This window comes from Pedobacter sandarakinus (assembly GCF_026240095.1).
Lineage (GTDB): Bacteria > Bacteroidota > Bacteroidia > Sphingobacteriales > Sphingobacteriaceae > Pedobacter > Pedobacter sandarakinus.
Genome location: NZ_JAPIVG010000004.1, coordinates 298,839 through 324,678 on the forward strand (window position 1 = coordinate 298,839; position 25,840 = coordinate 324,678).

Annotated in this window: 20 protein-coding genes; 10 read left to right on the plus strand and 10 right to left on the minus strand. The window is 40.1% G+C overall.

The annotated features are described in order from the left end of the window. Positions 1 to 14: 14 nt before the first annotated feature. The gene (gene holA / locus OQ268_RS12745; protein ID WP_265856525.1) at positions 15 to 1,037 is read right to left on the minus strand and encodes a DNA polymerase III subunit delta; all 1,023 of its coding nucleotides are present in this window, start codon (positions 1,035 to 1,037) and stop codon (positions 15 to 17) included. Between the two features lie 89 nt (positions 1,038 to 1,126). Between holA and OQ268_RS12750 the strand changes: the two genes are divergently transcribed. Further along, positions 1,127 to 1,585 (plus strand): type I restriction enzyme HsdR N-terminal domain-containing protein, encoded by a 459-nt coding sequence (locus OQ268_RS12750; RefSeq protein WP_265856526.1) that lies wholly within the window; start codon positions 1,127 to 1,129, stop codon positions 1,583 to 1,585. A gap of 25 nt (positions 1,586 to 1,610) precedes the next feature. Here the strand turns inward: OQ268_RS12750 and OQ268_RS12755 are convergent, their stop codons facing one another. The 6 genes from OQ268_RS12755 to OQ268_RS12780 all read right to left on the minus strand — a co-directional run bounded on the left by OQ268_RS12755 (position 1,611) and on the right by OQ268_RS12780 (position 12,757). Then, positions 1,611 to 2,777, minus strand: coding sequence for a Gfo/Idh/MocA family protein (locus OQ268_RS12755; protein ID WP_265856527.1), 1,167 nt, complete (start codon positions 2,775 to 2,777; stop codon positions 1,611 to 1,613). Positions 2,778 to 3,110: 333 nt separating this feature from the next. Next, positions 3,111 to 4,475: a 3-keto-disaccharide hydrolase gene (locus OQ268_RS12760; protein WP_265856528.1), complete on the minus strand. Its 1,365-nt coding sequence runs from the start codon at positions 4,473 to 4,475 to the stop codon at positions 3,111 to 3,113. 40 nt (positions 4,476 to 4,515) lie between these two features. Next, positions 4,516 to 5,871: a Gfo/Idh/MocA family protein gene (locus OQ268_RS12765; protein WP_265856529.1), complete on the minus strand. Its 1,356-nt coding sequence runs from the start codon at positions 5,869 to 5,871 to the stop codon at positions 4,516 to 4,518. A gap of 26 nt (positions 5,872 to 5,897) precedes the next feature. Beyond that, positions 5,898 to 6,809: a sugar phosphate isomerase/epimerase family protein gene (locus OQ268_RS12770; RefSeq protein WP_265856530.1), complete on the minus strand. Its 912-nt coding sequence runs from the start codon at positions 6,807 to 6,809 to the stop codon at positions 5,898 to 5,900. A 955-nt stretch (positions 6,810 to 7,764) separates the two neighbouring features. After that, entirely contained in the window at positions 7,765 to 10,443 is a 2,679-nt protein-coding gene (locus tag OQ268_RS12775; RefSeq protein ID WP_265856531.1) for a valine--tRNA ligase, read from the minus strand. A 343-nt stretch (positions 10,444 to 10,786) separates the two neighbouring features. Further along, positions 10,787 to 12,757, minus strand: coding sequence for a heavy metal translocating P-type ATPase (locus tag OQ268_RS12780; protein WP_265856532.1), 1,971 nt, complete (start codon positions 12,755 to 12,757; stop codon positions 10,787 to 10,789). 532 nt (positions 12,758 to 13,289) lie between these two features. Here OQ268_RS12780 and OQ268_RS12785 point away from each other — a divergent pair. Next, positions 13,290 to 15,323: a M13 family metallopeptidase gene (locus tag OQ268_RS12785; RefSeq protein WP_265856533.1), complete on the plus strand. Its 2,034-nt coding sequence runs from the start codon at positions 13,290 to 13,292 to the stop codon at positions 15,321 to 15,323. A gap of 259 nt (positions 15,324 to 15,582) precedes the next feature. Next, positions 15,583 to 16,299 carry a DUF2625 domain-containing protein gene (locus tag OQ268_RS12790; protein WP_265856534.1) on the plus strand — a complete coding sequence of 239 codons (717 nt, stop codon included), beginning with the start codon at positions 15,583 to 15,585 and terminating at the stop codon, positions 16,297 to 16,299. A gap of 2 nt (positions 16,300 to 16,301) precedes the next feature. On the opposite strand, the gene OQ268_RS12795 is transcribed toward OQ268_RS12790, so the two are convergent. Next, positions 16,302 to 16,658, minus strand: a complete 357-nt coding sequence (locus OQ268_RS12795; RefSeq protein ID WP_265856535.1) for an MmcQ/YjbR family DNA-binding protein — start codon at positions 16,656 to 16,658, stop codon at positions 16,302 to 16,304. A 107-nt stretch (positions 16,659 to 16,765) separates the two neighbouring features. Between OQ268_RS12795 and mnmD the strand changes: the two genes are divergently transcribed. From mnmD to OQ268_RS12825, 6 genes are all read left to right on the plus strand, one after another. Further along, positions 16,766 to 17,434, plus strand: coding sequence for a tRNA (5-methylaminomethyl-2-thiouridine)(34)-methyltransferase MnmD (gene mnmD / locus OQ268_RS12800; RefSeq protein WP_265856536.1), 669 nt, complete (start codon positions 16,766 to 16,768; stop codon positions 17,432 to 17,434). Between the two features lie 259 nt (positions 17,435 to 17,693). Beyond that, positions 17,694 to 18,641 carry an aldo/keto reductase gene (locus OQ268_RS12805; RefSeq protein WP_265856537.1) on the plus strand — a complete coding sequence of 316 codons (948 nt, stop codon included), beginning with the start codon at positions 17,694 to 17,696 and terminating at the stop codon, positions 18,639 to 18,641. Between the two features lie 80 nt (positions 18,642 to 18,721). Next, positions 18,722 to 19,831, plus strand: a complete 1,110-nt coding sequence (locus OQ268_RS12810; protein WP_265856538.1) for an AI-2E family transporter — start codon at positions 18,722 to 18,724, stop codon at positions 19,829 to 19,831. A 17-nt stretch (positions 19,832 to 19,848) separates the two neighbouring features. Further along, a complete protein-coding gene (locus OQ268_RS12815; RefSeq protein WP_265856539.1) occupies positions 19,849 to 20,298 on the plus strand; it encodes a DoxX family protein in 450 nt (149 codons plus the stop codon). Between the two features lie 10 nt (positions 20,299 to 20,308). Next, a complete protein-coding gene (gene mazG / locus OQ268_RS12820; RefSeq protein ID WP_265856540.1) occupies positions 20,309 to 21,115 on the plus strand; it encodes a nucleoside triphosphate pyrophosphohydrolase in 807 nt (268 codons plus the stop codon). A 10-nt stretch (positions 21,116 to 21,125) separates the two neighbouring features. Next, positions 21,126 to 21,524, plus strand: coding sequence for a hypothetical protein (locus tag OQ268_RS12825; protein ID WP_265856541.1), 399 nt, complete (start codon positions 21,126 to 21,128; stop codon positions 21,522 to 21,524). Between the two features lie 26 nt (positions 21,525 to 21,550). Here the strand turns inward: OQ268_RS12825 and OQ268_RS12830 are convergent, their stop codons facing one another. Continuing rightward, positions 21,551 to 21,922, minus strand: a complete 372-nt coding sequence (locus OQ268_RS12830; protein ID WP_265856542.1) for a YchJ family protein — start codon at positions 21,920 to 21,922, stop codon at positions 21,551 to 21,553. A gap of 76 nt (positions 21,923 to 21,998) precedes the next feature. Here OQ268_RS12830 and truA point away from each other — a divergent pair, with 76 nt between their 5' ends. Continuing rightward, positions 21,999 to 22,802: a tRNA pseudouridine(38-40) synthase TruA gene (gene truA / locus OQ268_RS12835; protein ID WP_265856543.1), complete on the plus strand. Its 804-nt coding sequence runs from the start codon at positions 21,999 to 22,001 to the stop codon at positions 22,800 to 22,802. Between the two features lie 645 nt (positions 22,803 to 23,447). Here truA and gyrB read toward each other — a convergent pair. Further along, positions 23,448 to 25,406 carry a DNA topoisomerase (ATP-hydrolyzing) subunit B gene (gyrB, locus tag OQ268_RS12840; protein ID WP_265856544.1) on the minus strand — a complete coding sequence of 653 codons (1,959 nt, stop codon included), beginning with the start codon at positions 25,404 to 25,406 and terminating at the stop codon, positions 23,448 to 23,450. Positions 25,407 to 25,840: the final 434 nt, after the last annotated feature.

A 25,840-nucleotide genomic window follows, 5' to 3' on the forward strand; every position in this document is an offset into this window, starting at 1 on the left:
TTATGCAATTGATGTTAATGTATAACTTTAAAAATTAATTCTTTCAACAATTCTCCATCGCCCACATTTCCCGAACTCTCTAATCCTTTACTTTTCAAATCGTATTCCCTTAGCAAGCTAATTACTTGAAAAACTTTGCCTGGCTGATAATTTCTTGCCGCTACCTCATAATCTTTAATAAAGAAAGGCGGCACGCCTAGCACAGATGCTGCATCTGCCTTGTTGGGTACATAATGATATTTAAGCAGTTTAGTAAAATAGCCCCCCAAATTTGCAAGAACCATTACCATAGGATTCGCTTTCGGGTTACTGGCAAAATAATTAATGATTTTATTGCACTTCAGTACATCCCTAATTGCCAGTGCTTTTTGCAATTCAAAAACATTGTATTCTTTGCTAATTCCAATATTCTTCTGTACTAGATCGGCGTTAATTACCGTTTCTTTAGATACATTGAGCATTAGCTTTTCTATCTCGTTGGCAATTTTAGATAAGTCGGTACCCAGGTATTCGGCCATAAGTGCAGACGCCTGCTGATCTACCTTGTAACCCTTTTCCCTGATAAAATCTTCAATCCATGCAACAATCTTATAATCGCGGATTGGATCTGATTGAAATATTAAACCACTTTTAGCAATGGCTTTGTAAATCTTTTTACGCTTATCGAAATTGGCATGTTTGTAAGCCATAACGAGTACGGTACTGGGCAAGGGCTTCTCAAAATAGTTTAGTACGAATTCGGCCTCTTTACTGCCTGCATCTTCTTTACCCCATTTCAAATCCTGTGCTTCTTTTACAATAACCACCTGGTATTCGGCCATCATGGGGTAGCGTTTCGCTGCTCCCAAAACCGTAGCCATATCGGTATCTTTGCCGTATAATACGGTTTGATTAAACCCTTTCTCGGCATCGCTCAGCAACTTATCTTCAATAAAATCCGTTACTTGGTCGATGTAAAAAGACTCTTCGCCATGCAGCAAATAAACGGGCTTATATTTTCTCGATTTTAAATCTTTAATAATTTCGGCAGCAGTCATTGCCGTAAAATTACGATTTAGGTTTTATGTTGGATTGTTTTATTGTTAAAATGTTTTATCGTAAAATTGCAGGCAAACTCCTACTAAAAATGTTTAATCCTACACCTCTTAACTTACCAACCTATCCGTTTAAAATAACAAGTAATAATGGGCAGGTGTACATTTTCGATGAGTTAAGAAAAAAGCACCTGGTACTTACTCCAGAAGAATGGGTGAGGCAACATTTTATTCAAAACCTAATCCTCCATTATCAATTTCCTAAAACGCTAATACAGATAGAGGGCGGATTGGTTTTAAACCAGTTGCAAAAACGAAGCGACATCCTCATCTTCAATTCAAAAGGTGAAAAACTGGTATTGATAGAATGTAAAGCGCCGAAGGTTAAAATTACACCTGCAGTTTTCGAACAGGCCTCCCGGTACAATTCTATTCACCAAGCTAAATGGATAGTACTTACCAATGGACTGCAACATGTGTATGCCAAAATGAATAACCAAAATGGCACCTTTGTGTATACAGAAGCTTTGCCTTGTTATTCAGATTTGTAAAATATCAAACAACCTTGTGTGTATTTTAGGTGTTGTATTCTTTTTTCCAAAGTTGTTTATTGCCTGTATATATGGCTTCGTTACACATGGCCACGCATATAGCGGCCTGGGTACCGGTATCGATGTTAGATGCTGGTCGTTTTCCCGTTGTAACAGATAAATAAAATTCTGCTAAGGCATAGGTAGTGCCATCCTGCGTGGCCTTATCTAAAATGGGCACGCCGCCATCTTTATTTACAACAATTTTTGTTGCTCCGGTTACACCATCTACAATGCCTAATTCCTTCTTTGTGCTATCTTCAGGATAGAAAACTCCTGTATCAGTAAGCAAAGAAACAGAACCTTTTGTGCCTTTAATTTTAAACAAATACCCATCACGGGCATTGCCGCAAGTAGCTCCAAAATTGCCCACCATCCCTTTTTCATTGTAGCGAAGTATGGATTGAATATTGTCGTAGGTTTCCCGGCCATCTTTAAAAATATCGATACCGCCTGCACCCATAATTTCGTCTGGCTGAGTTTCGAAGGCCCAGTTAATGAAATCAATCTGGTGCGACAATAGCTCGGCTGCTAAACCACCAGAATAGGCCTTGTACATCCGCCAGTTAATTTTACGTTCCAGGCTTGGATCCGGAACTGCACGCCGCCAGTTGCCATTGCGATCCCACCTGCAATCTATTTGAGAAACCTTGCCCAACCAACCACTTTGAATCATATCTTTTACCTTGAAATAGAGTGGCGAATAACGGTATTGGTAACCAACCTGGAAAATCTGTTGAGGATGTTTCTTTACGATTTCTCTCAGGCTCAATGCCTCAGTGATGTTGTAAGTCATGGTTTTTTCCACATACACATGCTTTCCGGCAAGCACCGCATCCTTCGCAATTTTATAATGCTCACTTAAAGGTGTGGCAATAAAAACGGCATCAATAGCTTTATCATCGAGAATGGTACGGTAATCTTTAAACGCTTTGGCAGCCGTGGGAACATATTTTTCGGCTTGTTTTAACCTAAAATCGAGCACATCGCAATAAGCAACGGTCGTAAATTTATCTGGCATGCCTTTTATAACCGACAGAACGCCTTTGCCCCTATCGCCACAACCAATCATTGCAATATTTAATTTATTTTCTTTATTGCCGCCAAGGCTTGCAAAAACAGTATCTGAAACAAAAAGCCCTGAACTAAGCAAAGCAGTATTTTTTATAAACGATCGACGATGCATCATTTTCTCTTTCTCTTATTTTGGAGCGCAATTGCAGTACTTGGTATTAAAGCTCCTCCCGCCAATACTTCAATCTCCGAAGAAAAATCGGGGTATTTTCGTTTATGTCGGGGCTAATTTGCAATGCAATTGCCACTTTGGTTGGTTTTTTTGCACAAACGTTAAACCTAAACCCGATAGCGCTAAATAGCCCGCAGCGAGTTTACGAGCAAGGACTATAAGCAATAGCGGGGCTGAAGGCCGCCACCTTTGCGCACATTAATTTTCAAACAAATGAAAGCGCCAATATAAACCTTTAGCTTATAATTTCTTCAACTTAATGGTTCTAAAATCAACTTTATTCCCATGGTCTTGCAGTAAGATATGTCCTTTGGCAGCTTCGCCAAAGTTTTTCCAGTCTTTGTACTTACTTATGGCCACCAGGTGTTTAAAATCTGCCGAACCGCGTTGGTATTCTAATACTTTAACGCCGTTTAAATAATGCTCTACCTTGTTATTAGGGTAAACCACCACACGGCCGTTGTTCCAGCTCCCAATCGGACGAAGGTAGCGTGCTTCTTTTTTCGCAGTCATTAAATCGTAAAGCGAGGCCAGCGTTCTGTTGCCATCCCGGCCGAGTTTGGCATCGGGGTGTAGTACATCATCTAGCACCTGGTATTCCAAACCAATGGCAGATCCGGTATTCTTTTCGCTTAGGGTTACGAAATATTTTACCCCGCTGTTTGCGCCTGGGGTAAGTCTAAATTCGAAAGACATATCAAAAGCAGCAAATTCTTCTTTGGTAACAATATCTCCTCCATTAGTAGATTCGGCTCCGCCGGATGGCTCCACGCTAATAAGTCCATTGTCAATCTTCCATCCTTTAGCCGGAAATGCAGCTTTATATGCGCCAACCCAGCCCGCGTTACTTTTACCATCGAAAAGCAACTGGTATCCTTCAGATTTTTCGTAAGCAGATAAGCTGTTCGGGGTAAAATTAACGGTATAAACACCCTTTGGAAACACGCTTGCTTTTAAGTTACCAGTTTGAATGTTAATATTTTTGAAATAAACTTTCTTACCATCGTTTTCGAGGTTATTGCCTATGCCATGCACCTGCAGGCCGATAAAACCAGATTGATCTAAGGTATCGATTACGTATGCCACAGGAACGCCATTTACCCAAGTTTTGGTTTCGTTACCAATACACTCTATTTTATAATGGTTAAATTCATTCTTTTTGTACAATGGTTTAGCCAGGGGATTTAACGCTAAGGGGTAAAGCCATAGCCTGCGTGCCTCGTCGTAAATACCGCCTGTCCAGGCTCGGGGCGTTGGGTCTATTTCTACCTGTCTACCAAACACCAGGCCTTTACCATCATTACCTTCGGGTTTTAGGTGACTGCGGGTTTGTATACCAGAATTAGTAGTTTCGCCTTCCAGTTTTACATCAAGCTCCAGCACAAAATTGCCGTATTCTTTTTCAGTAATTAGGAATGAATTTGGTGTGCCTTTAGTCATGGTACCTACAATCATACCATCTTCTACCTTGTAGGGTGCCGCCCCTGCAACAGCTTTCCAGCCGGTTAGGGTTTTACCATCAAAAAGTGGCTTTGCTTTTTGTGCAAAGGCCGAGAAATTAATAAGGGAGAGCGCTAGAATACTATATTTTCTAATGTTGTACATGATAATTTGATGTTTCGGATAGTATAAATTTGCAGCTGAATTAATATTTAAACACTTTGCCGTTTGCCATTACTTCCTGCTTGCTTTCATCGAACGTAGATTTAGCACCGGTATGCACAGCGGCGTTTGTCATGATATTGGCAATTGAGTGCGAGTAACCCGCCTCTACTGGCGCATTGGGGGTTTTACGGCTGCGAACGCACTCCATCCAGTTACGCATATGCCCTGATGTAAGCGGGTCGCCACCCATATTTGCACCTGTTGCTGCTTTAACAGCAGTTTTGCTTAAATCAAATTCGGGTAATAGGTTAGGTTGCATACCCATTGCCGATGCTTCTTGTTGTTTTAAGCCACCTTTTGGCGACACTTTATTGGTAATTAAGTTGAGCTCACCGCCATTAGCATAGTAAACCTCACCTACGTCGCCTACACTATTTTGCATTCTTGAAGTAAAAGTAACCTGGAAACCGTCATCGCCTTTTGGCGTGCCGTAATCAAAAACAGCCACCATGGAATCCCAGTTTCTCCGGCCATCTTTCCAGGTATAAATGCCACCATTTGCCACAACGCTGCGTGGATGTTTAAGGTTGGTAAACCAGTGTACGGTGTCAATCTGGTGCGACATCCATTGCCCCGGCATACCAGACGAATAAGGCCAGAATAGGCGATATTCCAGATATTTTCTAGGGTCAAACGCTTCTGCCGGGCGGTTAAGTAAAAAGCGCTTCCAGTCTATGTCTTCTTCTTTTAATTTAGCAACTAAATCTGGCCTGCGCCAGCGACCCGGCTGGTTTACATTCCACACTAAATCTACCGCCGTGATGGGACCGAATTTCCCCTCCTGGATAAACTTTGCCGCATTGGCGTAATTTTCTCCACTTCTGCGTTGCGAACCAATTTGTACAATTCTATCTGTAGCTTTTACAGCTTTTAATGCAGCTTTGGCATCGTCCATGGTTTCTGCGAAGGGCTTTTCTACATATGCATCGCAGTTGGCCTTAACCGCTTCGATGGTGTGGAGTGCATGCTGAAAATCTGCAGTACTTATAATTACAGCATCTAAATTTTTGGTGGCGTAAAGCTCATCATTGTTGCGGCATGCTTTAATATCATGACCGAACTTCTCTTTTAAATGCGCAATTCCCAAATTACGGCGATAGCTCCAAAGGTCAGAAAGCCCAACAACATCGAAATTTAATTCCTTGTTATGGTTTAAGAAACAGGGGAGCAAGGTATCTTTGAAACGATCTGAAAATCCTACAACGCCTACCCGTACCCTATCGTTTGCACCGATAATTCTTCCATAGCTTTTGGCGCTCATACCCATGGTACCCGCATAAGTGGCAGCAGCAAATATTGCAGATTGTTTAATAAATTTTCTTCTAGAATTTTCCATAGTGTGCTGATGTATAAAATATGCATTTACCGGTTTCGATAAACGGCATCAATTTGTTGATTCAAAAATTTAAAGGCATATGCCAATTGCGCTGGCGTGTAGTTGCTGGCAGCTTCTATAAAAATTGGCCCTTTGTAATTGGCTTTTTTTAGTGCAGCAAGGTAGGGCGTAAAATCATCACCTTTTATGCCTGGCAACGTACGTTCTTCATTTTCAGCAATTTCGCAGTGGATGAGCACATCCTTTGCATCGACAATATTTTGTGGCGATTCATTTTCCCGTGTCATGTGAAAAATATCAGCATTTAAGCCGAAATTAGGATGGTTGACTAACCTAACGATAGCAGCAGTTTCCTTAAGCGTGTTTAAGAAGTTAGTTTCTTTACGCTGCAGGTTCTCTAAAGCAATTTTTACATTATATTTTGATGCAAGGGTTGAAATTTTTTTAGCTAGGGCGACAAAGTTTTGGGTAGCCTGTTTTACATCATAATTTTCTGGCAAGCGCCGTGCACCACCACTTCCCAATACTACAACTTTTACGTTTGCCTGCTGTGCCCGTCGTAATAACACATCCGAATAGCGAAGTACCCGATCTTCGTTTACATCCGGACCAGCAATTTTCATATCTCCCGAAAACATAATATTGCACATGTACAATTTAGCTTTCGATGCTTTTAATTCAACTAATTTCCGCTGAAAAGCCTCTTCTGTAAGCGCGGGTGCAATTGTTTTACCCACCGTTTCTCCAAACATTCGAAATCCTACAGCAGCAACTAAACTGTCTTTTTCCATTGGCGCAACGATACCCAACGCCAAAAAATTTCGCTGTGGAAGTTGGAAGCTGAGGAACAGAGGAACAAAGAAGAGCAAACCAACCACTACTTTCAGTCGCGAATTCTGCGCATGTGTTGCTTTAAGTAGAATGTAGCCGTCTGACATAGAAGTGTAATGGTTAGATTCGATTTTACTAAATCGTATTGGTCACCTAAAATAATATTTTAATCGCAATACCCTTAATCTGTCCACGTAATTTTTTTGAAACTAACAGGTAAAGAACCGGCATTTTCTTTGTTAAGAGGGTCTGAGACCTTTCTTTAGGAACAACCTTTCTGATGCGAAAAATTTTAGGAAAACGTTTGAAATAGTGAATTTCTGATACAACGATCTAAACAGAACTAAAACCTTTTACAAACTCAATAAAGCCAGACTACCAATAGAACTCACTCAGCTTTCTCAACATGCACTTAAACAACCTAAAGCCCTAGCCATTGTGTAAAAAATCTGCGTGCATCGGTGTAATCCTCGGGAGAAAACGGCCGCCGGACTAAACGTATCTGAAATACTATTATTAAAGTCATGGAAACAAAATGGTGATGAACCTAAAGCCCCAGCAATTTAAAAATCTGCGTTCATCCGTGTAATCCGCGGGAGAAAAACTGCCGCTAGACTAAATGGTGATGAACCTAAAGCCCCAGCAATCTTGTAAAAATCTGCGTGCATCCGTGTAATCCGCGGGAGAAAAACAGCCTCTAGACTAAACCCATCTGAAATACTATTATTAAAGTCATCGAAACAAAATTGTGATGAACCTAAAGCCCCAGCAATTTAAAAATCTGCGTTCATCCGTGTAATCCGCGGGAGAAAAACAGCCGCTAAACTAAATGGTGATGAACCTAAAGCCCCAGCAATCTTGTAAAAATCTGCGTGCATCCATGTAATCCTCGGGAGAAAACCGCCGCCAGACTAAACGTATCTGAAATATCAAAAACAATCCCCCCAGATAGAATAAAAGACTCGGTATAACTCTGCAGGGCAATAACCCGAAACACAAAAAGCCTCCTGAATGACAACAGGAGGCTCCATATTTCTCAGAAAAAGCTTAACTAACTAGTGCCTATCCAATGGCAGCCAAACTTTCTTCAATTATTTTAATCTTAGTCTCAGCATCCGCCTTCTTATTTCGCTCGTTGGCTATAATTTCTGGTTTTGCATTCTGTACGAAACGCTCGTTATTAAGCTTTGCATCAACAGATTTTAGAAAACCCTGCAAGTAAACAAGGTCGGCATTTAAACGAATACGTTCAGCATCCACATCAATGTTCTCCATCAGCGGGATAAAGAATTCATCTTTACCAGCCATAAATGCAGTAGCACCCGAAACCTTCTCGCTAACAAAAACCGCCTCCGCAACATTACCAAGCTTATAAATAATATTTAGCCACTTATCGTAGTTCACATCAGAATTTACTTTTAAGCTTAATGGCAGCGTTTCTTTAGGCGAAATTTGTTTTTGGTTACGCACATTTCTAATCTCTGCAATTACGCTTTTAACCACATCTGCATCTTTCAGCAATTGCACATCAACTTCACCACCTTTCGGATATTCGGCCACGATACAACAATCCATTTCACCACGAGCTGCAAACAAATCATCATGCCACAACTCTTCGGTTAAGAAAGGCATGTTAGGATGCAACAGTTTAATAATGTCTTCAAAAAATGCGACAGTAGCTTTATAGCTGGCAGCATCTATTGGCTGTTGATATGCTGGCTTAACCATTTCCAGGTACCATGCACAGAAATCATCCCAAACCAATTTATAGGTAATCATCAGTGCTTCAGACAAACGATACTGCTTGAAATTAGCCTCAATTTCTACCAAAGACTCATTGAATCGATTTTCAAACCATCTGATAGCCTGCTCATTAGGATTTGCTAAACTAGCATCAACCTCCCAACCTTTCACCAAGCGAAATGCATTCCAAATTTTCGAAGCAAAATTACGGCCCTGTTCGCAGTAGCTTTCATCGAACATTAAATCGTTACCAGCTGGCGACGACATTAACATACCTACACGAACTGCATCAGCGCCATATTTTTCTATCAAGCCAATCGGATCTGGCGAATTTCCCAGCGATTTAGACATCTTACGGCCCAGCTTATCGCGAACAATACCCGTGAGGTAAACATTTGTAAATGGTTTTTTACCCATAAACTCATGTCCTGCCATTATCATCCGTGCAACCCAAAAGAACAAAATCTCTGGGGCTGTAACCAAATCATTAGTTGGATAGTAGTAATTTATGTCTTTATTATCTGGATTTTTGAAACCATCGAAAACCGAAATTGGCCACAACCACGATGAAAACCAAGTATCCATTACATCATCGTCTTGGTTTATAAAAGGTGCCAATTGATTTTTGAAACCTGCTTTATCCGCTTCCACGCCTTCGCTATCTAAATGCTTTTTCTCCCAAAAGGCCTCTAAAGCCTCGTCTTTGGTTTTAGCAACTACCCAATTTCCTTTATCATCGTACCATGCAGGTATTCTCTGCCCCCACCAAAGCTGACGAGAAATGTTCCAGTCGCGAACATTCTCCATCCAATAGCGGTAGGTATTTTCAAATTTATTTGGAATTAAATTGATATTTCCATTCAGAACATCATCAAGAGCAGGTTGAGCCAGCTCTTTCATTTTAACAAACCACTGCATCGATAACTTAGGCTCGATGGCCGCATCGGTACGCTCGGAAAATCCCACCTGCGATTTGTAATCTTCAACTTTCTCCAGATGTCCTGCCCCATCCAACAATTTGGCAATCTTTTTTCGGGCAACGAATCTATCTTCACCCACTAAAATTACGGCCAGTTCATTTAGCGTGCCATCGTCATTTAAAATATCCGTTACAGGTAAATTGTGCTTCACACCCAATTCGTAGTCATTCAAATCATGCGCAGGTGTAACCTTCAGGCAACCAGTACCGAATTCAATGTCTACATATTCATCCTCAATCACCGGTATTTCATGGTTAACCAATGGCACAAAAACTTTTTTACCCCTCAAATGTAGAAAGCGTTCGTCGTTAGGGTTAATACATATAGCCGCATCGGCCATAATAGTTTCGGGCCTGGTTGTGGCAACGGTTAAAAAGGTAGCGGGCTCATCATCATTTTCCCCCTTAACCAGATACTTGATGTAGTACAACTTTTGGTTAACCTCCTTACGAATCACTTCTTCATCAGACACGGCAGTTTTGCCCGCCGGATCCCAGTTAACCATTCTTATACCTCGATATATCCACCCTTTTTTATACAAGTGAATGAAAGAATCAATAACTGCTTCAGAGAGGTCATCCTCCATGGTAAAACGTGTGCGATCCCAGTCGCAACTGGCACCAAGTTTCTTCAGCTGCTCTAGAATAATGCCACCATATTTTTCCTTCCATTCCCAGGCATACTTTAAGAACGCCTCACGCGAGAGATCTTTTTTGTCGATACCTTTTTCCTTTAGCATGGCAACCACCTTCGCCTCGGTAGCAATTGAGGCATGATCTGTACCAGGCACCCAACAAGCATTTTTACCTTGCATCCGGGCCTTCCTAATCAAAACATCCTGAATGGTATTGTTGAGCATGTGCCCCATGTGTAAAACACCAGTAACATTCGGTGGCGGAATTACAATAGTATATGGCTCACGCTCATCTGGCGTTGAATGAAAAAATTTCTTAGATAGCCAATAGCTATACCATTTATCTTCGGTTTCTGCAGGATTGTACTTGGTGGAAATGCTCATGAATTTTATTAAAAGCCCAAAAATAGCTAAATAAGCGCAAAGCTGAAAACTTAAAGAAGAGAAAGCTTTGCAGTGCTAACGGAATCAAACAAGGCCACTAAAATGGGTCGATTGATTAGAAATATCTTGTATGAAATTTGGAAAGCAGTTGCAGCATTTTATTTTAACGTCTGTCCTGCTTTTGTTGCAATCTTTTTGTGAAAGTCGGCCTCAACTTCGAAAATCACTGCTTCAAAAAGGATTTACACGACAATCAGGTTTACAAACCCGGGCCAGTTGTTAACAATCGGTTTTATTCTGAAGTCAAATTTATAACATAAAAAGAAGCCTGGAATAACAAAAACTAAAATCTCATTTTCTGAATCCTGATGGCATTTAAAATCGCCAGCAGAGCAACGCCAACGTCGGCGAAAACGGCTTCCCACATGGTGGCTACACCGCTTGCACCCAAAATCAAAACGGCTGCCTTTACTCCGAAGGCTAATATGATATTTTGCAATACAACCTTTCTGGTTGCCTTTGCAATTTTTATAGCTGTAATGATGCTTGTTAGTTGGTCTGTCTGGATGACTACATCAGCAGTTTCAATAGCGGCATCGCTCCCCATCGCTCCCATGGCTATACCAACATCGCTCAGTGCAAGTACGGGCGTATCATTAATGCCATCGCCAACAAAAGCAACAATATTCTTTTTATCCTGTTTAAGCTCTTCTACTTTCTTTACTTTGTCGCCGGGCAACAAATCGCCATAGTAAGTATTAATTCCTAGCTTACTGGCCACCTCAGCAACAACCGCCGTTTTATCTCCACTTAACATTACTAATTTATTTAAGCCTAGATTGCGGAGCTGCCCAACCGCTACAAGTGCATCGTCTTTTATTTCATCAGCAATTAAGACATGGCCTGCGTATTGCCCGTTGATGGCTAGAAGAACTATACCCTCATGAATATTGGCAATTTCAGGTTTGTAATTCACCTGAAATTTATCTAACAACTTAATATTTCCTGCAAGTACAGTTTTACCATCGACTACGCCACTTAGTCCCATCCCAGGAATCTCCAAAACATCGGTTACCTGAAGTGGCACTTGTTTACCCGCATTAGCCGAGATTGCTTTAGCAATTGGGTGGGTAGATTTCGCTTCTATTGCCGCCAGGTAACTTATAAATTCTTCCCTGTTAATAGATGTTTCTACTTGCTGAACTTTAAAAACGCCTTTTGTTAAGGTGCCGGTTTTATCCATTACGACGGAATTTACTTTGGCTACAACATCCAAAAAATTAGCTCCTTTAAACAAAATCCCATGTGCCGACGATGCACCGATACCTCCAAAATACCCCAGTGGAATGGAAATTACCAGCGCACATGGACAGGAAATCACAAGAAAAACTAAAGCCCTGTATAGCCAGGTTTGGAAATGGTAATTGCTACCTAAAATAAGCATTGGTACGCTTACCAAGGCCAGAGCCAAAAAGAAAACAATTGGGGTATAAATTTTCGCAAAACGCCTGATGAATAGTTCTGTTTTGGCTTTGCGGGTGCTGGCATTTTGTACCATCTCTAAAATACGAGAAATTGTACTATCGGCAAATGCTTTATCAACCACCATTTCTACAACCTGTTTTAGGTTGAGCATGCCCGCTAAAATGATTTCTCCTTTGCTAATGGTGCGGGGTTTACTTTCACCTGTTATCGCAGCGGTATCAAAACTGCTCGCACCACTAATTAATGAACCATCTAAGGGTACTTTTTCACCAACTTTAACCTGTATTGTTTCGCCTGGCTTTACATCCTGTGCATTTACCGTAACGTATTCATTGCCGCGTAATACGTGGGCTACGTTCGTCCTTACATCTAATAAAGCGGTAATATTATTTTTAGCCCGGTTTACGGCTGCCAGCTGAAAAAGCTCGCCAATAGTGTAAAATAACATTACGGTAACCCCTTCTGGGTACTCGCCGATGGCAAAAGCTCCGATGGTAGCAATAGACATTAAGGAGAATTCGGTGAAAAAGTCTTTTGCTTTAAATGTTTCCCAAACTTCTTTCAAAACGGGCACCCCAACTGGCAAATAAGCCACAAAATACCAATAAGGGCGAATGACTTTAAATGCTGGCCATTTCAAAAGATAATCAAATGCAATGCCTATTAGTAACATTGCCAAGGTTACTAATGCAGGTGCATATGTTTTAAAAGCACCGGGGTCGCCGCCATGGTTATGCTCGTCGCCACTATCATGGTTATGGTGCTCGTATTGGTGTTCGTTATGTTTGTGCTGACAGCAACTGTCTGCGGTATTATGGTTATGGCTCATTGTTTTAATATTCAATGCTAACAATTTATGCTTTTTGTCGTATGAGAACGCCAGGGACAACCGTTGTTAATAAACCCGGCAGCAACGAAAATACTTTTTTTCCACCGCTTATTGAGTTAAAATACACGCCACAAAGATTACCTGGTTCCGAAAATCGATACGCAAGCTTGGGTTGAAAAAAAGATTGTAGTGAATGACGGGGCAGCTTACTCCTATGAAAATCGTGCCGTTCATTTCCAAATCCTGTAAATTAAAAACTACTTACCAATTAATTAGTGTCATCATTAAGAATCTTTATTAATAACAAAAAAATCTGACTACACACAATAAATGATGTTAAAAAATGTTAATAGTGTATAAAGTTCTAAAAACATGAAATCCCTTAAATTCCATTTCTCGCCAGCTGAATTTTTAAGAAGATTTGGCCTCACCAGAATTTACTACTGGTTTAATAAGTAATATTTCTAATATATTGTTTCAAAATTGATTGTTATTTCATAAATTTCGGCTTAATACTAACTTATTTAAGCGAATGAAATACCAAAATTTGAAAAGATATTTTGCTGCATTGGGCATTATTGCGGCAAGCTTTTCCGCAAATGCACAGTCGAAAAAATTTATCGACCCGGCTAACATGGATTTATCTGTTAAGCCAGGTGACGATTTCTACACATATGCAAGTGGAACATGGATTAAAAATAATCCGGTACCTGCTAAAGAAACACGCTGGGGATCGTTCAACGAACTTCGCGATTTTAACATCAATGCTGTAAAATCTTTAGTGGAAGATGCGGCGGCCGACAAGAATGCACCTGCAGGATCGGTTAAAAGACGGGTAGGCGATTTTTTTGCCGCAGCAATGGATACGGTTACCATCGAAAAATTGGGCTATACGCCGATTAAAGCCGATCTAGAAAAAATCAATCAAATTAAAACCATTCAGGACGTGTTAAACCAAGTTGCTTACATGCGTGTAAACGGCCTTGGCGGACCCATGTTTGGCGTTGGTGTAGGACAGGATCGCAAAAATGGTAACAAATATATGGTCAACATTGGTCAGGGCGGTACTACGTTGCCAGATCGCGATTATTACCTAAAAGACGATACCAGAAGTGTTAAAATTCGTGAGGCATATGATACCTACATGACTACACTTTTCACTTTAACAGGTAGCAGCCCGGAGGTAGCAAAACAAAAAGCAGCAACGGTTTTTAAGATTGAGAAGCAATTTGCCGAAGCACAAATGAGTCGCCTGGAAATGCGTGACCCTTATGCAACTTACAACAAGCTTACTGTTGCCGAATTGAGCCAAAAAACACCCGACATTAATTGGGCTACCTACTTACCTAAATTTAATATTAAAGGTCAGGATACGGTATTGGTATCATCGCCAAAATTTATGGCAAGTTTAGATAACATGTTAAAATCTGTTTCAGTGGCCGATTGGAAGACTTACCTGGAATGGAATATTTTAAAGGGATCTGCATCTAGCTTAAGTTCTCCTTTTGTAAAAGCAAGCTTTGCTTTCCAACAGGCGCAAACCGGACAAAAAGTACAAACACCACGCTGGCAGCGCATGTCATCATTAACAGATGGCACCATCGGCGAATTGCTTGGCCAACTTTATGTAGCTAAATATTTTAAACCAGAAGCTAAAGCCCGCATGGATGAAATGATTGCCAACCTACGTAAAGCTTTTGAAATTAGAATTAATGGCTTAGAATGGATGAGTGCCGAAACTAAGAAAAAGGCATTAGAAAAACTAGCTGCATTCAGACCAAAAGTAGGCTATACTACAAAATGGGAAACATACACAGGCCTAGACATTAAGAGAGATACTTATTTCCAAAACTTGCGTAACGCCAGCAAATGGGGGTATAACGAGAATGTTAGTCGCCTGGGCAAACCGGTAGATCGTAACCGTTTTGGCATGACACCACCAACGGTAAATGCATCTTACAGCCCAACAATGAATGAAATCACTTTCCCTGCCGGAATTTTGCAATTCCCTTTCTTCGATCCAAATGCAGATGATGCTGTAAATTATGGTGGCATTGGCGCTGTAATCGGACATGAAATGAGTCATGGTTTTGATGACAGCGGTAGCCAATACGATGCTTCTGGAAATTTGAAAAACTGGTGGACAGCCGACGACCGTAAAAAGTTTGAGGAAAGAACAAAAGCGCTTGGCGAACAATTTGATAGTTATACCGTGTTAGATACCGTACATGTAATTGGTAAACTAACCATGGGTGAGAACATTGGCGATTTAGGTGGCCTGAATGCTGCATATACCGCGTTTAAAATGACTAAACAAGGGAAAAGCAATGAAAAGATTGATGGTTTTACGCCAGATCAACGTTTCTTCTTAGCTTGGGCACAAGTTTGGAGAGGAAATATTTTACCAGAAAGCGCAGCACAATTAATTAAAACTGACCCACACTCGCCAGGACCATACCGTACAATTGGTGCACCTGTAAATATGGATGCATGGTACACTGCATTTGATGTAAAACCTGGAGACAAGTTGTATAAAAAACCAGAAGATAGAATTAGAATGTGGTAAATTTAACTGCAGGACTGAAAACTATAGACTACATCCCATTACGTTAACTTAAGTTTTTCATCCCAGAGAGGAATATCAAACCTATATTGAAGAGCGTCCTGAAAAATTTCAGGACGTTTTTTTTATTCAACAAAAACGATAGCGCAAGTAACTTGTTGATTATCGTACTATATTTGATAAACAAGAAATACAATTCCCGATGAACGGCACTATAAAAATCTGTTTAATTTTTGCTTTCAGCTCGTTAGCTTCATTGTGTATGGCTCAGAATACCTTAATCAGCTTAGACAAGCTAATCAACAAAACTGACCCAGCCTGGCCATTGGTGCAAAAATGGATAGATGTAGCTAAAAACAAGGTAGAGGTTTTACCTGTAGATACTACAAAGGCCAATGAGGTGTTGTATAACGCACAGATGACAACCTATGCAACTTTGGGCGCTGTGATTTACAATACTGGTGGCATAATGGTAGATAATGGATGGATCAGGATTTTAGGTTCGGGAAGCAACCGCCTAACCAGGAATATTGCCGATTGGAATAAGGGCAAGACCCTTGCCAACTATGGAGATAATGTTCCTTATCTTTTAATTGCTGACGATGCCGTTGGCGGTTTTTTTGCCATCAATTATGGCGGCTTGGGTCCTGATGTTAAAAACGTTTACTATTTAGAACCCAATTCGCTAACCTGGCAACCACTAGGTGCTGGGTATGGAGAATTCTTAATCTTTTGCTTTGATAGTGATTTAGATAAGTTTTATAAGGGCTTACGATGGAGCAGTTGGAATCAGTTTATTGCCAACTTAGATGGCACTAAAACTTACAGCTTCCGCCCCTATTTATGGGAGGAGGGTACAGACATTGAAAAATGTAGCAGAAAGCTGATAGGAATAGAAGAGATGTATCGTTTTAACATTATGAAATCTAAAGAATTAAATGCCGAGAAAGGGATAAAAAAAGATGATAGTAAACAGTAATATTAGGCGCTGCCGTTAAGGCCTACATAAAGAGCTTGTATTTTTTTAGGCAACTTGGCCAATACCAATGCTCTTGAAGTGGCAACTCTTTCTTTCAGTTCTTTAGTATATAACACTTCCAGGTTTTCGACCTGAATCCATTGCCTTTTTGCCAGATGGTATGCCTGAGCGATTCCATCTCTTGCTGTGAGGGTATCAAATTCATTAGGATCACATTTAATAGAAAACTTGTTCCCATTGTCTATAGCAATGATCAGGTAAATCTTTTCCTCGATCATAAAGCAGAGGTGCCCCCACTTCATTCCTTCGGTGGTTCCAGGTAAGCTTAAACAGTAATCTCTAAATGATTCGATGTCCATTATGGCTAAATTTGGGGAAAAAATTGAAATTTCACTATGTTTGCAGCTTTACACAAAAATAAGATTTCTGAACAAATTAATGAATTCTTAACCGCCAATTCTCGACTATGAATGTTATTACCGCTACCGCCGATGGATCAAATACGCTCTACAATGAAACTATTGGTGAGCATTACCACAGCAAACATGGCGCACTACAAGAAAGCAAACATGTTTTTATTGATGCTGGATTAAAATTTAAGTTGGAAGCAGAAAAGCAGATTTCGATTTTAGAAGTTGGTTTCGGTACTGGATTAAACTTTATTTTGAGTTTTGAATATGCTACAGAACAAAACATACATTTAGATTACACCAGCATTGAGGCGTTTCCGCTTACGCTTGATGTAATTGAGCAAACGGGTTACGAGCAATATGTTCCATCAAAGATTTGGGATGGATTTATAGCTAACTATAAAGAAAGTCTGAAAACTCCACAAAATCCGTCGCCCTTGTGCAAATTAGAAATTGCACACACCACGCTGGCTGCTTTTAACAGCGAACAGAAATTTGATGTAATTTACTATGATGCCTTTTCTGTACAACACCAGCCAGAAATGTGGACTGATGAAATAATTGCACATGCCTGCAGCTTTTTAAAACCGGGAGGGATTTTCGTAACCTATGCCATTACCGGAAACCTAAAACGTGCCGTTAAAGCCTGCGGATTTCAGATAGAAAAACTTCCAGGTGCCCCAGGGAAAAGAGAGATGCTAAGGGCAACAAAGGAGGTTTTTTAATGCCGATTGGCTATATGATCTTGGCCTGTAAACCTGAACCACCAGCACGAAAAGAGGTACCTAAACCTGGGTGAAGCGGCACCCTTTAAATTTTCAACGCAGTTGTATAAATTTAAAGGTACAGCGTAACACAGGGACGAACGCTTAAATGAAGTGGTGCAAGTGCTTTCCAAAAAAAAATTATGCTATGTAGCGCTTAACCTGAATAATACCAAACTGCAACGTTAATAATTTGTTAGGGTATAATAAGATTTTGACCATGGAAAAAAGAATTTTAGGTAAAACGGACCTGGCTACAGCACCAATTGTTTTTGGTGGCAACGTATTTGGTTGGACAATTGATGAATCGAAATCGTTTGAGATTCTGGATGAATTTATTGAACGGGGATTTAATTTTATAGATACTGCAGATGTATATTCGCGTTGGGTACCTGGAAACGAAGGTGGCGAATCGGAAACAATTATTGGTAACTGGTTGAAAAAGCACAACAAACGCCACGATGTGATTTTAGCCACCAAGGTGGGTTCTGACATGGGCAGCGGAAAATCGTTAAAGAAAGACTACATCATCAATGAAGTTGAACACTCGTTATCGCGTTTGAAAACGGACTACATTGATTTGTATTTTTCTCATTTTGATGATGAAAGTACCGAAATTGAAGAAACGCTGAGTGCGTATGAAATGCTAATTAAAGACGGAAAGGTCCGCTGGCTTGGAGCCTCTAACTTTTCAGCATCGCGTCTAAAAGAATCGTTGCAATTTTCTGCTGATCATAATTTGCCTCGGTATGAAGTGTACCAACCTGGATACAATTTGTATGACAGGGCTGAATTTGAGCAAGGCTATGAAAAAATTTGTGTCGACAATGGCTTAGGCGTAGTAACTTATTTCTCGCTGGCTAGCGGTTTTCTTTCTGGAAAGTACAGAAACGAAGCGGATCTTGACAAAAGCAAACGTGGCGCAGGCGTAAAAAAATATTTGGATGAACGAGGTTTGAACATCTTAAATGCTTTAGACCAGGTTTCAGAAAAATACCAGGTAACGCCCGCAGCAGTTGCATTGGGATGGCTAATTCACCGTCCATCGGTTACTGCTCCAATTGCAAGCGTAACCGATACGAAACAGCTTGCATCTTTTATGGAAGCAGCAAACTTACAACTAACTGCAGCAGACTTAACAATGCTCGACAAAGCAAGCAAGTATTAGAAATATTATTTTAAATTTAAATGCCCGATTATCCAAACAATTAATCGGGCATTTTGTATTAAAATGGATTCTAAATAACCATGAAAGAAAAACTGACTTTCCTACCTAAACTTGCGCTGATTCTGTTCTGCCTGATTAGCTTAACATACATTGCAATTTTAGGTCACACCTTGCTGGCGCCGTTATTATTTTCTTTTTTAATGGCTATATTATTGCTGCCCGTGAGTAATTTTCTAGAGCAAAGATTTAAGTTTAAAAGAAGCTTTTCTACTATCGTATCGGTAGTGTTAATGATTGGCGTAATTAGTGGAGTTATTTATTTTTTTGGCAACCAGCTAAGTGATTTATGGGCCGATTGGCCATTGCTGAAGGCGAAAGCCAATGTATCTTACCATGAATTGCAACATTGGATATCTGAAACATTTCATGTAAACACGCAAAAGCAGCTGGCCTACCTTAACGATAGTACCGAGAAAGCATTAGCTACCAGCGCTGCCATCGTAGCTACTACCTTGGCAACCCTCTCTTCTACCTTATTATTCTTAGCCTTTACCTTGCTTTTTACCTTCTTCATCTTAAATTATCGTCGCATTTTATTCACTTTTTTAACGTCGGTATTTAAGGAAGAACATAAAGAAAAAGTAACGGAGATAGTTACGCAAATTCAATACATTATTAAGAGATATATTATCGGCTTGTTTCTGCAAATGTTTATTGTTTCGGTAATGATGATTGCTATTTTGAGCATATTAGGGATAAAATATGCAATCCTGCTCGGTTTGGTTGCGGGTATCTTCAATGTTATTCCCTATCTCGGAATCTTTTTTGCATTATTAGTGAGTTGCCTTATTACCTTCGCCACCGCTGGTGCTGGTAAGGTGTTACTGGTGCTGGTTGTTTATATTGTAGTGCATGCCATTGATGGTAATATTTTAATGCCTCTCGTAGTGGGCTCTAAAGTGAAAATTAATGCTTTATTTGCGTTCTTAGGTATCGTAGTTGGCGAAATGATCTGGGGCATTTCGGGTATGTTTTTGTGTATCCCATACCTTGCAATTTTAAAGATTATTTTCGATCGGGTAGATCATTTAAACCCCTGGGGGCTTTTAATGGGTGAAGAACCCAAGCCCGAAAAGAAAAAGCGTGTTTACCAGATAACCAAAAAAATTAAACTAGAAGAACGCGATTAGCGCAAACAAATGTTGCAATGAAGCCATTATTTGTTTTACTGATTGTTTATATCCTGGTTACAGCCTTCAACGGTCATACCCCTTTTGATAAGGGTGATGTTTTTGCCGGCAACTTGGCTATGAGCATAATGTTACTTTTTACGGCTGTAGGCCACTTTAAATATAAAACTGCGATGGCCGCTATGATACCGTTTTTCATTCCCAAAAAAGTGGAAATTGTTTTGATAACAGGTGTGCTTGAAATACTTTTTGCTATAGGCTTATGTATAGCAAGTACAAGGGTTTTCACCGGCATTGCGCTTATTATTTTCTTGATATTGATATTGCCTGCTAACATTTACGCCGCAAAAAATCGCATCAGCTACGAAGATCTATACAAAACAGGCCCAGGATTGAAATATTTATGGTTTAGAATTCCTTTTCAATTTTTCTTAATCGCCTGGGTTTGGTACTTTAGCGTTCGATAACTAAAACACCATGCCAAACCATCCAATTCCAGCTACTGCACAGCATCCGGCCGATGCATTTAATCGTCTGCTTACCGTTTTAGATACGCTGCGTACAGAATGTCCCTGGGATAAAAAACAAACCATGGAAACGCTGCGCCATTTAACGATTGAAGAGACATATGAGCTGAGCGACGCCATATTAGATGGAGATTTAGATGAAATTAAGAAAGAGTTGGGCGACGTGATGATGCATTTGGTCTTTTACTCGAAGATTGCGTCAGAAACCAATCATTTTGATATTGTAGATGTATTAAATGGCGTATGTGATAAGCTGGTGAACAGGCACCCACATATTTATGGTGATGTTGAAGTAGAAAATGAAGAGGATGTTAAACGAAACTGGGAGCAAATTAAATTAAAGGAAGGCAACAAATCGGTATTGGCTGGGGTACCGAGCTCTTTGCCAGCGCTTGTTAAGGCTGCAAGAATTCAGGAGAAAGCCCGAGGTGTGGGTTTTGATTGGGAAAACAAGAACCAGGTTTGGGAGAAAGTAGAAGAGGAACTACAAGAATTTAAAGCAGAATTTAACGTGGCAGAGCAAACAGCAATAGATGTGGAAAAAGCTGAGGCTGAGTTTGGCGACGTATTGTTTTCGCTAATTAATTATGCCCGCTTCATCAACATCAACCCAGAAAATGCACTAGAGAAAACGAATAAGAAATTTATCAAGCGCTTCCAGTACCTTGAAAATAAAGCTAAAGATAATGGAAAAGCACTTGCGGAGATGACCCTCGCCGAGATGGATATCTATTGGAACGAAGCGAAGAAATTGTAAATTAAAGCCTGTGGATTTAGCAAATACAAGCCCTGATAACCTCATCAACATCGTTACATTCAATGTAATGGCCACGCAAACCGTCGATGGAGGTGTTTTACCTTGGATTAATATTGGTAGGGCAAATGAGGAAATTCTAAATTTAATTGATGCCGATGAGCTAGTTATTTCTGAACATGAAATCACGATATCGGTAGATTACCCATTGTCTAAACCAACTGCCTTCAACTTATTTTCATCTATAGGCTTCTCGAGAAAATTGCTTCTAGTAGAAATAAGAGAACAGTTTCTTGCTTTTGCTAACGCTGATGGAGAAAATTTTGATATTGCTGCCTTAGATTTAGTGGCACTAGATGTTTATAAAAACAGTTCTGGCAAAATTGAAGTGGTACTAGATATCGATGCATAATACTTGATCTTAAGTATTTTAAGCAATTAGTAGAACACACCATCAACATAATACCACTTTCCGTTTTCTAGTTTGAAATTAGATTTCTCATGGAGCACTTCAGTTTGCAGGGATTTGTTTAAGTAAAAAGCCTTAAACTCAACTTGGTTATGGCTTGCGGCAACAATCTCTAACTTTAGCCACTTTGTATTCCTGGCACTTTGTAGATAAGCATCTTTACTGTTTTCTTTTCTCTTGCTTAGATGCGTGGTTTCGTATAGGTAATCTGCCTTAGCCAATACGAATGCCGAATATCGAGACCGCATTAATCCTTCTGCTGTTGGAGCAAAGGTTAATTTTAAATGATAGGGCTCGCAGCAAGCTGCATAGATGAAATTACTTCCACAAGGACAATTCATATCGATTTATTGAGAGGTAAAATTAGGAATAAATATCCTTCCTCCTAAAATTTACGTAAAATTGCATTTAACGATAATGAGATATTTTTTTCACATCGCCTACCAGGGGCAACACTACAACGGATGGCAAAAACAACCAGGTGCCATTAGCGTACAAGGTGTTATTGAGGAGGCGCTTATCAAAATTTTAAAGGCACCAATAGCCATTAACGGCTGTGGCAGAACCGATGCCCAGGTGCATGCCAGTCAGTATTTTTTTCATGTAGATCTACCACAAGAATTCGATTTCGATTTGGTATACCGATTGAACAAGACCTTACCTCAAAACATTGCCATTTTCGACATCATCAGAATGGAAGGCCTGCCGCATGCTCGTTTCGATGCTGTACAGCGACAGTACGATTATTTCATCCATACCTACAAAGATCCTTTCTTAGCAAACCAGAGTTCTTTTTATTTAGAACCTTCGCTAGATCTACTTGCTATGAAAAAAGCGGTTAATCTGTTGCCCTTGTACAAGGATTATCGGGCTTTTTGCACCCAACCTAACAAATATGAACATACTATTTGCAATGTGATGGAAGCAGATTTATTCGTGAATGAAGCCGGGAACAGAATTCGCTTTCACATTGCAAGCAACCGATTTCTGAGTAAAATGATCAGAATTTTGATGGGAAAACTGCTCAAAATTGGCAAGAAAGAGATGAGCGTAGAGGAGTTCGAACATATGCTCACTAGCCTGGAAACGCCTAAAATCCTGGATCCAGCGCACCCAACGGGTTTGTATTTAAGTAAGGTAACCTACCCTTACCTTAACCTACCACCGAAAACTGAATTTTTAACTGCAATGGAAGGAACAGAATGGTTAAGCGTTTTTTAACTAAACACTAATCTCTACTTTTTGACGAAAGCAATTTTAACCAGGGGTTTGTTCGGAGATAGTTTGTTAGTAGTTTAGTAGCTTGTATTTCTCCATTAGCAATTCACTTTCTCTTTTGCCAATAGCTGCTGTCTTAAATGTGTAACAATATAGATTATCACAAAAACTAATGCTGTTGAACTTTAAAACTGTGAGAGGTTAAAACCTAAAAATAACGTCCTAACACGCTATTAGATCATAAAGTTCAAGGTCGATGTAAGGAGGCTAGTTAAGAAAAGTATCTCGCTGATATTTCTCCTTCAATGAACTTATACCAATATATGGTTTAAGAAAACATGAATGCTCTTCTAATTACCATATAAGGCATGCAAGAAAATACAACATCGCCGCTTCAATAAACTTATATCTCTTTATGGTTAGAAAAACAATAGATTCTATGCTAAATTACCATATAAAGCATTTAAGAAAATAACATCGCTGCTTCAATGAACTGATATTACCGCTGTGGTTAAAGAAATTGTGGGAAGATTGCCAAGATCAATGGAGATTGGCTTCAGTATGCCGACTTTTGAGATAAAAAAATCCTCCAAGAATAAACTTGAAGGATTCTATTTTCGCATTGTGCTTCAGTCTTTCAGCTAAAGGCTAAGCATCAATCTTTGCATATTTTGCATTACGCTCTATAAACTCTCTACGTGGTGCTACTTCATCGCCCATTAACATCGAGAAAGTATGATCGCACTCCGCTGCACTTTCGATAGTTGCCTGGAGCAAGGTACGGGTAGCTGGGTTTAAAGTTGTATCCCACAACTGCTCGGCGTTCATCTCACCCAAACCTTTATAACGTTGAATGTGCACACTATCTTCCTTACCTGCACCTTTTAATCGCTGTACCGCTGCATCGCGTTGGGTGTCGTTCCAGCAATATTCGAAATCTTTACCTTTCTTAACCTGGTAAAGCGGTGGCGAGGCAATGTAAACATATCCAGCTTCAATTAAAGCCCGCATATATCGATAGAAAAATGTTAAGATTAAGGTTGTAATGTGCGAACCATCAATATCAGCATCCGTCATGATTACGATTTTGTGGTAACGCAGTTTGGTTAAGTTTAGCGCTTTGTCGTCTTCTGGCGTACCAATGCTTACGCCAATAGCCGTAAACATATTCTTAATCTCATCATTTTCGTAAATCTTATGCTCCATCGCTTTTTCCACATTCAAAATCTTACCTTTTAAAGGCAAAATAGCTTGTATGTTTCTATCGCGACCTTGCTTTGCAGTTCCACCAGCCGAATCTCCCTCCACCAGGTAAATCTCACATTTCTCTGGATCACTATCAGAGCAATCGGCCAATTTTCCAGGCAAACCAGAACCACCCATTACACTTTTACGCTGTACCATTTCACGGGCTTTACGTGCCGCAGCACGTGCCGTAGCCGCCAAAATCACCTTATTGATGATCATTTTAGCTTCCTTTGGATTTTCCTCGAGGTAAATCCCCAATGCTTCACCAACTGCAACATCTACCGCACCCATTACCTCGCTGTTACCCAACTTGGTTTTTGTTTGGCCTTCAAACTGTGGCTCTTGCACTTTCACAGAAACCACTGCGGTTAAACCTTCTCTAAAGTCATCGCCAGTAATTTCCATTTTTAGGTTTTTAAGCAAACCAGATTTATCGGCATAGGCTTTTAGCGTACGCGTTAAACCCCTTCTAAAACCTGCGATATGCGTACCACCTTCGTGCGTGTTAATGTTGTTTACGTACGAGTGAACATTCTCCGAATAACTGTCATTATACTGAAATGCCAGCTCTACCGGAATGCCATTCTTTATGCCTTCAATATAAACCGGCTCAGGTAGGAATGAGGCTCTTGTGCCATCTAAAAACTTTACGAATTCTCTTAACCCACCTTCAGAATGGAAAACTTCTGATAAGAAAGAACCATCTTCCAAAGTTTCACGCTCATCAGTTAAGGTGAGGGTAATACCCTTATTCAAAAAAGCCAGTTCGCGTAAACGACTAGCCAACGTATCATATTTATATTCTGTAGTCTGGGTAAAAATGGTCGAATCCGGGCTAAAGGTTACAATCGTACCACGTTTTTCAGTAGTACCAACTTCCTTTACATCGTACAATGGTTTACCAATGTTGTACTCTTGCATCCAAATCTTACCTTCACGGTGTACCTCGGCTTTTAAATGGGTAGATAATGCATTAACGCAACTTACCCCTACACCGTGCAAACCACCAGAAACTTTGTAAGTATCCTTATCAAACTTACCACCGGCATGCAAAACGGTCATTACAATTTCCAATGCCGATTTATTCTCTTTTTTATTAATTCCCGTTGGAATACCCCTACCGTTGTCTTCTACGCGGATGGAGTTTCCCTCTAAAATCCTAACATCAATCGTATCAGCATGGCCAGCTAGCGCCTCATCAATCGAATTATCTACAACCTCGTAAACCAAATGGTGCAAACCTTTAACGCCGGTATCACCTATATACATTGAAGGGCGCTTCCGCACCGCTTCCAAACCTTCTAAAACCTGTATATTATCTGCCGAATAATTTGACTTTAAATCTTGTTCTTCGCTCATATTTTGATTAAAAACTATAAGTATCAAAAATACGCAAATTTTGCCATTTAAACTAATATGTGGATAAGTTTCACCTATTGCAACTTAGCTTATAACATGCCTCCATAAGTGTTTAAAATGAGATTTGGAAAGCAAAACCTCCACACCGTAGCATCGTTACTCCCGCTTTACATTCCAAGGGCCAAGAAGAATGGCCGCTTTCCATTTCAATCGGGTTTAAGTGGCTAAAAACCTGCTACTATTCACTACAAAATTCCTATCTCACACGGTTTAGCAGCCGAAGGTATTTTGTGCGTTATGCCTGTAACCGCCAATACTAGCACGGACCCTGCAACCTAAACCTGATAAAAGCGAACACGAAGTAAAGCGTTTAGCAGGGCCAATGCAACATCAGCACCACAAGCTTTGCTTTCCAAATCTTTTAAGTCGATTCG

Bases quoted from the DNA above. Each gene is read 5' to 3' on its own strand.
- holA (WP_265856525.1), bottom strand. From the start codon at position 1,037: ATGACTGCTGCCGAAATTATTAAAGATTTAAAATCGAGAAAATATAAG.
- OQ268_RS12750 (WP_265856526.1), top strand. From the start codon at position 1,127: ATGTTTAATCCTACACCTCTTAACTTACCAACCTATCCGTTTAAAATA.
- OQ268_RS12760 (WP_265856528.1), bottom strand. From the start codon at position 4,475: ATGTACAACATTAGAAAATATAGTATTCTAGCGCTCTCCCTTATTAAT.
- OQ268_RS12765 (WP_265856529.1), bottom strand. From the start codon at position 5,871: ATGGAAAATTCTAGAAGAAAATTTATTAAACAATCTGCAATATTTGCT.
- OQ268_RS12770 (WP_265856530.1), bottom strand. From the start codon at position 6,809: ATGTCAGACGGCTACATTCTACTTAAAGCAACACATGCGCAGAATTCG.
- OQ268_RS12775 (WP_265856531.1), bottom strand. From the start codon at position 10,443: ATGAGCATTTCCACCAAGTACAATCCTGCAGAAACCGAAGATAAATGG.
- OQ268_RS12780 (WP_265856532.1), bottom strand. From the start codon at position 12,757: ATGAGCCATAACCATAATACCGCAGACAGTTGCTGTCAGCACAAACAT.
- OQ268_RS12785 (WP_265856533.1), top strand. From the start codon at position 13,290: ATGAAATACCAAAATTTGAAAAGATATTTTGCTGCATTGGGCATTATT.
- OQ268_RS12790 (WP_265856534.1), top strand. From the start codon at position 15,583: ATGGCTCAGAATACCTTAATCAGCTTAGACAAGCTAATCAACAAAACT.
- OQ268_RS12795 (WP_265856535.1), bottom strand. From the start codon at position 16,658: ATGGACATCGAATCATTTAGAGATTACTGTTTAAGCTTACCTGGAACC.
- mnmD (WP_265856536.1), top strand. From the start codon at position 16,766: ATGAATGTTATTACCGCTACCGCCGATGGATCAAATACGCTCTACAAT.
- OQ268_RS12805 (WP_265856537.1), top strand. From the start codon at position 17,694: ATGGAAAAAAGAATTTTAGGTAAAACGGACCTGGCTACAGCACCAATT.
- OQ268_RS12810 (WP_265856538.1), top strand. From the start codon at position 18,722: ATGAAAGAAAAACTGACTTTCCTACCTAAACTTGCGCTGATTCTGTTC.
- OQ268_RS12815 (WP_265856539.1), top strand. From the start codon at position 19,849: ATGAAGCCATTATTTGTTTTACTGATTGTTTATATCCTGGTTACAGCC.
- mazG (WP_265856540.1), top strand. From the start codon at position 20,309: ATGCCAAACCATCCAATTCCAGCTACTGCACAGCATCCGGCCGATGCA.
- OQ268_RS12830 (WP_265856542.1), bottom strand. From the start codon at position 21,922: ATGAATTGTCCTTGTGGAAGTAATTTCATCTATGCAGCTTGCTGCGAG.
- truA (WP_265856543.1), top strand. From the start codon at position 21,999: ATGAGATATTTTTTTCACATCGCCTACCAGGGGCAACACTACAACGGA.
- gyrB (WP_265856544.1), bottom strand. From the start codon at position 25,406: ATGAGCGAAGAACAAGATTTAAAGTCAAATTATTCGGCAGATAATATA.